General features: G+C 40.8%; 8 protein-coding genes and 1 tRNA gene. All 9 read left to right on the plus strand.

From position 1 onward, the window contains the following. The first annotated feature begins 41 nt into the window (after positions 1-41). The 9 genes from JCM1039_RS08260 to JCM1039_RS08300 all read left to right on the plus strand — a co-directional run bounded on the left by JCM1039_RS08260 (position 42) and on the right by JCM1039_RS08300 (position 10,535). Positions 42-129 (plus strand) — tRNA-Leu (locus tag JCM1039_RS08260). Positions 130-211: 82 nt separating this feature from the next. Continuing rightward, on the plus strand, positions 212-859 hold the full coding sequence (locus JCM1039_RS08265; protein ID WP_025015388.1) for a glycoside hydrolase family 73 protein: 648 nt from the start codon (positions 212-214) through the stop codon (positions 857-859). 85 nt (positions 860-944) lie between these two features. Then, a complete protein-coding gene (gene pcrA / locus JCM1039_RS08270) occupies positions 945-3,191 on the plus strand; it encodes a DNA helicase PcrA (RefSeq protein WP_025015389.1) in 2,247 nt (748 codons plus the stop codon). 35 nt (positions 3,192-3,226) lie between these two features. Continuing rightward, the gene (ligA, locus tag JCM1039_RS08275; protein WP_025015390.1) at positions 3,227-5,230 is read left to right on the plus strand and encodes an NAD-dependent DNA ligase LigA; all 2,004 of its coding nucleotides are present in this window, start codon (positions 3,227-3,229) and stop codon (positions 5,228-5,230) included. A gap of 13 nt (positions 5,231-5,243) precedes the next feature. Continuing rightward, positions 5,244-6,392: a CamS family sex pheromone protein gene (locus JCM1039_RS08280; RefSeq protein ID WP_025015391.1), complete on the plus strand. Its 1,149-nt coding sequence runs from the start codon at positions 5,244-5,246 to the stop codon at positions 6,390-6,392. 11 nt (positions 6,393-6,403) lie between these two features. Further along, on the plus strand, positions 6,404-6,712 hold the full coding sequence (gene gatC, locus JCM1039_RS08285) for an Asp-tRNA(Asn)/Glu-tRNA(Gln) amidotransferase subunit GatC (protein WP_025015392.1): 309 nt from the start codon (positions 6,404-6,406) through the stop codon (positions 6,710-6,712). Then, on the plus strand, positions 6,712-8,151 hold the full coding sequence (gatA, locus tag JCM1039_RS08290) for an Asp-tRNA(Asn)/Glu-tRNA(Gln) amidotransferase subunit GatA (protein ID WP_025015393.1): 1,440 nt from the start codon (positions 6,712-6,714) through the stop codon (positions 8,149-8,151). The genes gatC and gatA overlap by 1 nt, the downstream gene beginning before the upstream one ends. A gap of 4 nt (positions 8,152-8,155) precedes the next feature. Beyond that, positions 8,156-9,586, plus strand: coding sequence for an Asp-tRNA(Asn)/Glu-tRNA(Gln) amidotransferase subunit GatB (gene gatB, locus JCM1039_RS08295; RefSeq protein ID WP_025015394.1), 1,431 nt, complete (start codon positions 8,156-8,158; stop codon positions 9,584-9,586). 25 nt (positions 9,587-9,611) lie between these two features. Next, positions 9,612-10,535 carry a diacylglycerol kinase family lipid kinase gene (locus tag JCM1039_RS08300; RefSeq protein WP_025015395.1) on the plus strand — a complete coding sequence of 308 codons (924 nt, stop codon included), beginning with the start codon at positions 9,612-9,614 and terminating at the stop codon, positions 10,533-10,535. Positions 10,536-10,840 lie beyond the last annotated feature (305 nt).

Here is a 10,840-nt window from a genome sequence, read left to right on the forward strand (position 1 = left end):
TTGCACATCACTCGAATTTAGTCTATTATAGTTACTGTTCCGCGGGCGTGGCGGAATGGCAGACGCGCAAGACTAAGGATCTTGTGATCGCTTTAGATCGTGGAAGTTCGAGTCTTCTCGCCCGCACCAATTAAGAAGTCGCAGTGAGCGACTTCTTTTTTTATATAATTTTCGGGTATACTTTAATTAATGGATTAAAGGAATTGGAATTATGGCAAAAAAGCGTAAATCAAGAGTACCAAAAAGTGTAAAATTAGTCGTTCGCGTATTTATTATTTTGTTTGTGTTGATGGTGGCCTTCGTGGGCTTTCGCTATTACAGACGCTATGCAATTCAATCTGAGCAGATTAGACAAGCGCAGCTCCAGCGTCAGCAAGAACAGGCAAAATTACTTAAACAAAGAAAAGCTTTTATTAAAAAGATCGGGCCAATTGCGCGTGAGGTCGACAAGTCTTATGATCTTTTGCCAAGTATCACGATTGCTCAGGCCTGCCTTGAAAGTAATTATGGCCAAAGCGATTTATCGCAAAAGTACAACAACTTATTCGGCGTTAAGGGGACTAACCCGAATACTTCGGCCGTGATGACGACAAAAGAATACGTTAAGGACAAGTGGGTAACTGTGAAGGCGCGTTTCCAAATATACGACTCATACGAGGCTTCTATTCGTGCCCATGCTAGATTATTCCAAAACGGGACAACGTGGAACCACGACCAATATAAGCACGTTTTAGCGTCAAAGGATTATAAGACGCAGGCCAAGGCTTTGGTTACCGATGGCTACGCGACCGATCCGGATTACGCTGACAAATTGATTAATTTAATTGAACAATTTGACCTCGAAAAATATGATAAGTAAATCTTTAAAGCAACGAATGTTCGTTGCTTTTTTGGTATAATGTCTAAGTTGCATTAATGAATTATTTTTTGTGAAGGGGACAATAATGAGCGAAAAATCTATCTTAGCTGGTTTGAATCCGCAACAAAAGAAAGCTGTCGAGACGACCGAAGGTCCGCTTTTGGTTGTTGCTGGCGCGGGTTCAGGCAAAACTTCTGTGTTGACAAGGCGTATTGCTTACTTAGTTGAAGAAAATCAAGTGGCACCATGGAATATTTTGGCCATTACCTTCACTAACAAAGCCGCAGCTGAAATGCGTGAACGTGAACAAAAGTTGCTTGGCCCAGCTGCCGAGAATATTTGGATGTCAACTTTCCATGCCCTCTGCGTCAGAATTTTGCGTAGGGATGCGGACAAGATTGGCTACAGCCACAACTTTTCAATTGCGGACTCAGCTGAACAATTGACTTTGGTGAAGCACATCGAAAAGGATTTAAACATCAATCCTAAGATGTACGACCCACGTGGCGTTTTAGCTGCAATTTCTAACGGTAAGAACGACTTGCTTGATCCAGAAGCATTTGAAACTACTGCTTCTTCACCTTTTGAAAAGATGGCGGCCAAGATCTACAAGGAATACCAAAGAAGATTGCGCAGAGACCAAATCATGGACTTTGACGATTTGATCATGCAGACCTTGGTTTTATTAAAAAAAGATCCAGAAACGCTGCATTATTATCAAAACAAGTTCCGTTATATTTTGGTCGACGAATATCAGGATACCAACGAAGCGCAATACCAACTGTGTCATGCACTAGCAGCTCAATATAAGAATATCTGTGTTGTTGGGGATGCCGATCAGTCTATTTATGGCTGGCGTGGCGCCAATATGGAAAACATCATGAACTTTGAGCATGATTACCAAAAAGATGGCGTTAGAACTGTTAAGTTGGAACAAAATTACCGTTCAACTGGTCACATTTTGTCTGCCGCTAACTCGGTAATTAAGAACAACCAAAACCGTAAGGATAAGAACCTGTGGACAGACCAAGGTGAAGGCCAAAAGGTTACTTACTATCAAGCTCAAAGTGGCGATGATGAAGCACACTACATCATTTCTAAGATCCAAGAAGAAGTTAAGGACAAGCACCGTTCTTACAAGGATTTTGCCATTCTTTACAGAACAAACGCACAATCACGTACAGTCGAAGAAGCATTTGTTAAGTCAAATATTCCTTACCAAATTGTTGGTGGACACAAGTTCTACGACCGTAAGGAAATTAAGGATATCATGGCTTATTTGAAATTGGTAGCTAACCCTGCCGACACAATGAGCATGAACAGAATCATCAATACGCCAAAGCGTGGTATCGGTGCCGCAACTATGGATAAGTTGTTAACATTTGCCGATGACAACCATTATACTGTTTTGGATGCGATGGATCACGTGGCAGAAAGTTCAATTAGTACGCGTGCTGCTAAGAAGTTGAGCGACTTTGGCGCAAAACTTAGGGATGCGATTGCTTATGCACAAACCAATACTGTTACCGGTTTAGCTGAGAAGATCTTAGAGGACTTTGATTATACTGATGCTTTAAAGGCAGAAAATACGATTGAATCTGAAACTCGTCTTGAAAACTTGGACGAATTCTTGTCCGTAACCAAGCGTTTTGACGATCATTATGAACCTGAAGAAGATGATTCTAACCCATTGAGCGATTTCTTGGCTGAAGTATCACTTTTAAGTGACCAAGATGACTTGGATGAAGACGATAATCAAGTTGCTTTGATGACTTTGCACGCTGCTAAGGGTCTGGAATTCCCAGTTGTCTTCTTGATCGGTATGGAAGATGGACTTTTCCCATTACAACGTTCAATGATGGACAACGGTCAATTAGAAGAAGAGCGACGTTTGGCCTACGTTGGTATTACCCGTGCCAAGCAAGAACTGTTCTTAACTAATGCCTACTCACGTATGATGTACGGTAGAATGCAGAACAATCCGCCTTCAAGATTCTTGGAAGAAATCGATCCAAAGGACCTTCATAAAGAAGAAAATGAAAAGCTCGAAGGCAGCTTTATCAAGTCTAGCTTTGCGGCTACCTCAGCTCCTTTTGCTAGAAAAGCAGAACGTGCACGAGCAACAGTTTACACTGCTAAAAAGGCTAGCGGTGCTGTTGGTGCCGAAAAGAAGGGCTGGAGCGTTGGCGACCAAGTAGAACACAAGTCTTGGGGCCGCGGCGTTGTAACCAAAGTCAACGGTACTGGCGAAGACATGGAACTCGATATTGCCTTCCCAGGTAAGGGCATTAAGAGACTTTTGGCTGCGTTTGCGCCAATTAAGAAGGTATAATTGGATTAAATGATATTTTAATCAGGAGGATAAAAATGGCAGAAATTACTCTTGATGAAGCCAAAAAAGAAGCTGCTTCACTTAGAACCCAATTGAATGAATGGGCTGATGCATACTACTCAAAAGATGCACCAGAAGTTGAAGATAATGTCTACGATCAAAGCTATAATCGCTTGCTTGAACTTGAGAAAGAATTCCCTGAAATAGTCACACCTGATTCGATTACGCAAAGAGTTGGTGGACAAATTGACAATGAATTCACCAAAGTTGAGCACCCGATTCCTATGCTTTCAATGGGGGATGTCTTCTCAAAGGATGAACTAAAAGAATTTGACCAACGGATGCAAAAGTTGGTTGGCCACCCTGTTGAATACAATGTCGAATTGAAGATCGATGGTTTATCACTTTCACTTGAATATGAAAATGGTAAATTAGTGCGTGCTTCAACTCGTGGTAACGGTTATGTCGGTGAAGACGTAACGGCCAATGCACATTACATTGCCGATATTCCGCAAACTTTGCCTGAGCCTTTGACTACTGAGGTGCGTGGCGAGTGTTACATGGGCAAGGAAGCTTTTGCTAAACTTAATGAAGAGCGTGAAGAACAAGGCTTAAGCGTTTTTGCTAATCCACGTAACGCTGCGGCTGGATCACTTCGTCAGCTTGATCCTAAGGTAACTAAGAAGCGTCAGCTTAGCACGTTTATTTATACTTGGGTAAATCCACCAAAGGGCATTACAAGTCAGCACCAAGCCATTGAGCGCATGCATCAATTAGGTTTTCACACTAATGAAACCGGCCGTAAATTGGCTACACTTGATGAGATCTTTGACTTTATAGATGAATATACGGCTAAGCGTAACAGTTTGACCTATGGCATCGATGGGATCGTATTGAAGATTGATGATTTAAACATTGAACAAGAATTGGGTAATACCGTAAAAGTGCCACGTTGGGAAATTGCTTATAAGTTCCCACCAGAGGAACAAGAAACAATCGTCCGTGACATCGTTTGGACGGTTGGCCGTACCGGTGTCGTAACGCCAACTGCTGTGATGGATCCCGTTCAACTTGCGGGTACAACTGTTGCTAGAGCTTCGCTGCACAACCCTGACTATTTAAATGAAAAGGGCGTTCGCATTGGCGATACGGTAAAATTGCATAAGGCCGGCGACATCATTCCAGAAATCTCTGAAGTTGTTTTAGCAAAGCGTCCAGCAGATTCAGAGCCTTACAAGATTCCTGATACTTGTCCATCATGTGGTCAAAAACTAGTTCACTTAGAAGACGAAGTAGCTCTTCGCTGCATTAACCCATCTTGTCCAGCCCAAGTAGAAGAAGGAATCACTCATTTTGCATCACGTCCTGCGATGAATATTGCCGGATTAGGCCCAAAGATCGTTAAACAATTAATTGCCAAGGATTTGGTTCACAACGTTGCTGATCTTTACCATTTAACTGCAGATGATTTAGCTCAGCTTGATCACTTTAAAGAAAAATCAATCAATAATTTGCTTACTGCAATTGATAATTCCAAGTCAAATTCAGTAGAATTGTTAATTACAGGCCTTGGAATTGACCACGTTGGAGCAAAGGCAGCCCGCCTAATCGCCCAAAAATTTAAAAATCTGTCAAAGATTATGGCTCAAGGGGTGAAAGAAATTGCTTCAATAGATACAATAGGCATGACGATTGCCGAATCGATGACTACGTATTTTGCTCAACCTGAAGTGCAAAAGTTGATTGAAGAATTGCGCGAGAGTGGTTTAAACATGGATTATCTTGGTGAGGATGAAGAAGAGGCACCTGATAACCCATTCAAAGATAAAACGGTTGTATTAACTGGAAAATTAGAGCATTATACAAGAAGTGAATTTATCAAGAAGTTGCAAGCCTTAGGTGCTAAGGTCACCGGCTCAGTTTCTCATAAAACTGATTATGTGATTTACGGCAAGGATGCCGGATCCAAATACAATAAGGCTCAGCAATTGGGAGTTCCACTTTTAACCGAAGAAGAAGCAATTGCACAAATTGAATAAAGGGACAATTATTGTGAAAAAATATTTGCAGATTATGGCTTTGGCTGGGGTAATGCTTACCCTAAGTGGCTGTGGCAGACTAAAGGATTCGAGTTTAGCCAACAATGCGACAACTACTTCTACAACTAAGAAAAAGAGTTATCAAACTACTAACACAGGCAATAGCGGCTACAACGTTTTGTTGAAAAATGGTCGCTATGTTACTAGTCCTATTTCTGGTTTAACTGCTACTGACAATGACAACTCAGTTGATACGCGTGAACTTGAACGTGGTTTGATCCAAATTTCTAAGAATCAATTTTCAACTAACCAGTACGTTTTCCAAGAAGGGCAATACTTGGATTCTTCAACAGTTACTGATTGGTTGACTAGAAAATCAAAATCTAATCCAAATGGATTGAATCCTGCTAATAACGGTAAGACTGGTGCAAACACTAGAAACCCAATTTATTTGGAGGAAATTGTTGAACAAGATTACTTGACCGGTTCCGGTTCTAAGTATTCAATTGGTGGTATGAGTTTGGGCTTGGCGATGAATTCCGTTGATTACTTCCAAAAGAAACGTGACGGTGCTCAATTCCAAACTGATATTTCAAGAGCCGATCAACGGGCACAAGGCGAGCGAATGGCTAATGAAATTATTGCTCGTTTGCGTAAGAAGAAGGCTTTGAAGAATATTCCAATTACTGTTGGCTTGTTCTCAAAGACCGGAAAAGACTCATTAGTTGGCGGAACTTACTTCGCTTACGGGACAGCGGCGTCTAATAGTAGTAAAATAACTAAATGGAAATCCGTGTCGGAAAGAATGCAAGTTTTACCGACAACTGGTAATGAAAAGGCAATTAGTAGCAGCGATGCATCGCACTTCAACGATTTCAAGACGTCTATTCAAAATTATTTCCCTAATATTAGTGGGGTAACGGCAACTTTGCGTTATGATAATGGCAAGCTGGCTCAAGAAAATATTTCAGTAACGACCCAGTTTTATGGCTATGAGCAAATTCAAAGTTTCACTCGTTTAGCCTTGTCAACTGCAAAGAAGTATTTGCCTAATAATATTCCAATTGAAATTAGAATTGGTTCAGTTGACGATGTACAAGCATTAATTGCCAAAGAAACCGGCGATAGTGATTATCAAGTCCATGTTTATGGCGGCGAATAGGAGGTATTTGCGTGGAAATCACAAAAGATACCATTAAACACGTTGCGACTCTTTCGCGACTTGCGTTTAATGAGGAAGAATTAGATAAGTTTACTGATCAAATGGGATCAATCATCAACATGGCTGATCAACTTAGCGAAGTTGATACTGAAGGTGTTGAAGAAACTGTCCAAGTTGTTGATCGTGATACTGTCTTCAGAGAAGATAAACCTGAACACTGGCAAGGACAAACTAGAGAAACATTAATGGAAAACGTTCCTGAAAAGGCTAACGGCTACATTAAGGTTCCTGTAATTATTAATAAGGATGAGGACGAGTAATGAATTACTTAAACGAAACTATTGATTCATTAAACAAAAAGCTTGCCAGCGGTGACTTGTCAGCAGATAAGTTAGCTAAAGACACTGTGGCAAACATTAAGGATACAGATAAGAAGTTAAATGCTTGGATCACTGTTTTAGATGATGTAAAGCCTGCAGAAAAACTTGACTTCTCAAAGAGCAAGTTAGCAGGTATTCCAATTGCTATTAAGGACAACATCATCACTAACGGCGTTAAGACTACTGCTGCTAGTCACATTTTGTACAACTACATGCCAATGTACGACGCAACAGTTATTTCTAAGCTTAAGAAGGCTGGCGTAATCCTTGTAGGTAAGACCAATATGGATGAATTCGCTATGGGTTCATCAACTGAACACTCATACTTTGGTGCTACTCACAACCCATGGAACTTAGACAAGGTTCCTGGTGGTTCATCCGGTGGTTCTGCAGCTGCAGTCGCCGGCGGTCAAGTTGTTGCAGCCCTTGGTTCGGATACTGGTGGTTCAATTCGTCAACCAGCTGCATTCAACGGTATTTTTGGTATTAAGCCAACTTACGGACGTGTATCTCGTTGGGGTCTTATCGCATTTGGTTCTTCACTTGACCAAATCGGTGTAATGACTAAGCGCGTTAAGGACTCAGCAGAAGTATTGAACGTTATTGCAGGTGCAGATGAACACGATTCAACTGTTTCAACTCGTGAAGTTCCTGACTTTACTAAGTTTATTGGTCAAGACGTTAAGGGCCTTCGCGTAGCTGTTCCTAAGGAATACATGGAAGCAGTTGACGGTAAGATGCGTGAAGTTATCCAAAAGCAGATCGATGCTTTAAAGGATGCTGGCGCAATTATCAACGAAGTATCATTACCACATACTAAGTACGTTGTTCCTGACTACTACATCATTGCTTCAAGTGAAGCTTCATCAAACTTGCAAAGATACGATGGTATTCGTTACGGCTACCGTGCTAAGGATACTAAGAACTTGCTTGACGTTTACGTTAAGTCACGTTCAGAAGGTTTTGGTACAGAAGTTAAGCGTCGTATCATGCTTGGTTCATTCGCACTTTCAGCTGGTTCATACGACAGATTCTTCAGACAAGCTGCTAAGGTTAGAACTTTGATTTGCGACGACTTTGACAAGATCTTTGCTGAAAATGATGTAATCGTTGGACCAACTACTACTGAACCTGCATTTGGTATTGGTGAAGAAGTTTCTGACCCAATCAAGATGTACAACAACGATATTTTGACTATTTCTGCAAACTTAGCAGGTATTCCTGCAGCTAGTGTTCCAGCTGGTTTAGTTGACGGTATGCCTGTCGGCTTACAAATTATGGCTAAGCGTTTTGATGAAGGCAACGTCTTCAAGACTGCTGACTTTATTGAACGCAGCAACAAGTTTTACGAAAAAACACCAACTGGAATGGAGGATTAATTGAATGAATTTTAAATCGACTATCGGACTTGAAGTCCACTTCGAATTAAAGACAAAGAGCAAGATTTTCTCTCCTTCACCAGTAACCTATGGTGCTGAACAAAACACGGAGACTAATGTTATTGACTGGGCTATGCCTGGTACCTTGCCAATGGTTAACAAGAATGTTTACCGTTTAGGTATTATGGTTGCCTTAGCAACTCACGCTCACATTTTGCCAACTACTCACTTTGACCGTAAGAACTACTTCTATCCTGATAACCCAAAGGCTTACCAGATTACTCAGTTCTTCCAACCACTTGCTCGTGATGGTTACATCGAAGTTGAGGTTCGCGGTAAGAAGAAGAGAATCGGTATCCACGAAATGCACATCGAAGAAGATGCCGGTAAGAACACTCACGGAACCAACGGTTTCTCATACGTTGACTTGAACCGTCAAGGTGTTCCACTTCTTGAAGTTGTTTCTGAACCTGACATGGAAGACCCAGAAGAAGCTTACGCATACCTTGAAAAATTACGTAAGATTGTTCAATTTACTGGTGCTTCAGACGTTAAGATGGAAGAAGGTTCAATGCGTGTTGATACCAACATTTCCATCCGTCCTGCAGGTCAAAAGGAACTTGGTACTAAGGTTGAAATGAAGAACTTGAACTCATTTGACCACGTACGTCGTTCACTTGCATACGAAGAAAAGCGTCAAGAACAAGTTCTTTTAGCTGGTGGTCACATCCAACTTTCAACTCGTCGTTTCGACGAAGCAACTGGTAAGACTGTTTTGGAACGTGTTAAGGAAGGTGCTTCTGACTACCGTTACTTCCCAGAACCAGATATTGCTCCTGACCACATTAGCCAAGAATGGATCGATCAAATTGCTAAGGAACTTCCAAAAAGCCCATTTGATCGTTACGATGATTATGTAAACAAGTACGGTTTGAAGCCATACGATGCAAATGTTTTGCTTCAAACTAAGGAAAGCTCAGACTTCTTTGACGTAGCAATCGAAGCTGGTGCTGATCCAACTCTGGCTGCTAACTGGATGAACACTCAAGTAAATGGTTACTTGAACGATCACCGTGTAAGTTTGAATGACATTAAGCTTACTCCAGAACACTTAGCAGAAATGATCAAGTTGATCAAAGATGGTACTATTTCATCTAAGATCGCTAAGAAGGTCTTTGCTGAAACTATTGCTAACGGTACTGATCCTAAGAAGTACGTTGAAGACAACGGTATGGTTCAATTGTCTGATACTTCAGTCTTAGCTCCAATGGTTAAGAAGGTTGTTGACGATAACCCACAATCAGTTGAAGACTTTAAGAATGGTAAGGACCGTGCAATCGGCTTCTTAGTTGGTCAAATCATGAAGCAAACTCGTGGTAAGGCTAACCCTAAGATGGTTAACAAGTTGCTTAACCAAGAATTGCAAAGTCGCTAATTTTTAGAACGTTAAGGTAGTAATTATGACTAGTAAAGCAAGATTAATTTATAATCCTGTATCCGGTCACGAGCAGATGCCCAAAAACGTGGCCGATATTTTAGATGTGTTAGAGCAAGCTGGCTATGAAGCTAGTGCTTTTAGAACTACACCTGAACAAAATAGTGCTCGCAATGAAGCCACGCGTGCTGCCAAAGAAGGTTTTGACCTGATTGTTGCAGCCGGTGGTGATGGTACAATTAATGAAGTAGTTAACGGAATCGCCTTTTTGGATAAGAGACCTCAGATGGCAATTATTCCTGCAGGTACGACTAACGATTATGCCCGTGCATTAGCTATTCCACGTGACAATATTCCGGATGCCGCAAAGGTTATCTTAAAGAATAAGACACGTAAAATGGATATCGGTAAAGCAGTTTTTGGCGATCAAACTCAATATTTTGTAAATATTGCTGCCAGCGGTTCTTTAACAGAATTAACTTACGGCGTACCATCAGAAGTAAAATCAGCTTTAGGTTATGCTGCTTACCTCATTAAGGGTGCAGAAATGTTGCCACACTTAACTGAGAATGAAATGCGTTTAACTTATGATGATGGTGTTTATGAAGGTAAGCTCTCAATGTTCTTGCTTGGGATGACTAACTCAATCGGTGGTTTTGAACAAGTTATGCCTGATGCACAACTTAGCGACGGACTTTTCCAATTAATCGTTGTTAAGCCTTCAGACCCTGTCAGCATGATGAAGCTGATGGCTTTGGCTTTGAATGGTAAGCACGTTGATGATCCTAACATCATCTATACTAAGACTAGAAGCTTAAAGGCTGAACTTATTGGTAAAAAAAGCGTAGGACGAGATTTGCCAGTTAACCTTGATGGTGAAATTGGTGGTTATTGTCCAGTAGAATTTCATAATTTACAACAACGTATTGAATTTTACGTTGGTAAGTAAATAATATAAGAGATAATAAAAATCATGATTGCCAGTTAAAAGGTGATCATGATTTTTATTATAATTACGATTATAGTAATGATTTTAACGAGATGTAAAAAAGATGGTTAGTTTAAACTAACCATCTTTTTTCTACATTTATGACCATTAATGTGCAAGTCTTTGTTCATAGTATGATTGAGTTGGTAGAAGTTTTGCTAAACTATGGCGATATTCTTCACCATATGACGTTCGTCAAAGTGTCATGGCTTTCTTGCGTCAATCTCCAGTGCAATTAATGAGCAGTATGGCTCCAGATCAAGAGT

It is taken from the genome of Lactobacillus kitasatonis DSM 16761 = JCM 1039 (assembly GCF_000615285.1).
GTDB lineage: Bacteria > Bacillota > Bacilli > Lactobacillales > Lactobacillaceae > Lactobacillus > Lactobacillus kitasatonis.

Bases quoted from the DNA above. Each gene is read 5' to 3' on its own strand.
- JCM1039_RS08265 (WP_025015388.1), top strand. From the start codon at position 212: ATGGCAAAAAAGCGTAAATCAAGAGTACCAAAAAGTGTAAAATTAGTC.
- pcrA (WP_025015389.1), top strand. From the start codon at position 945: ATGAGCGAAAAATCTATCTTAGCTGGTTTGAATCCGCAACAAAAGAAA.
- ligA (WP_025015390.1), top strand. From the start codon at position 3,227: ATGGCAGAAATTACTCTTGATGAAGCCAAAAAAGAAGCTGCTTCACTT.
- gatA (WP_025015393.1), top strand. From the start codon at position 6,712: ATGAATTACTTAAACGAAACTATTGATTCATTAAACAAAAAGCTTGCC.
- gatB (WP_025015394.1), top strand. From the start codon at position 8,156: ATGAATTTTAAATCGACTATCGGACTTGAAGTCCACTTCGAATTAAAG.
- JCM1039_RS08300 (WP_025015395.1), top strand. From the start codon at position 9,612: ATGACTAGTAAAGCAAGATTAATTTATAATCCTGTATCCGGTCACGAG.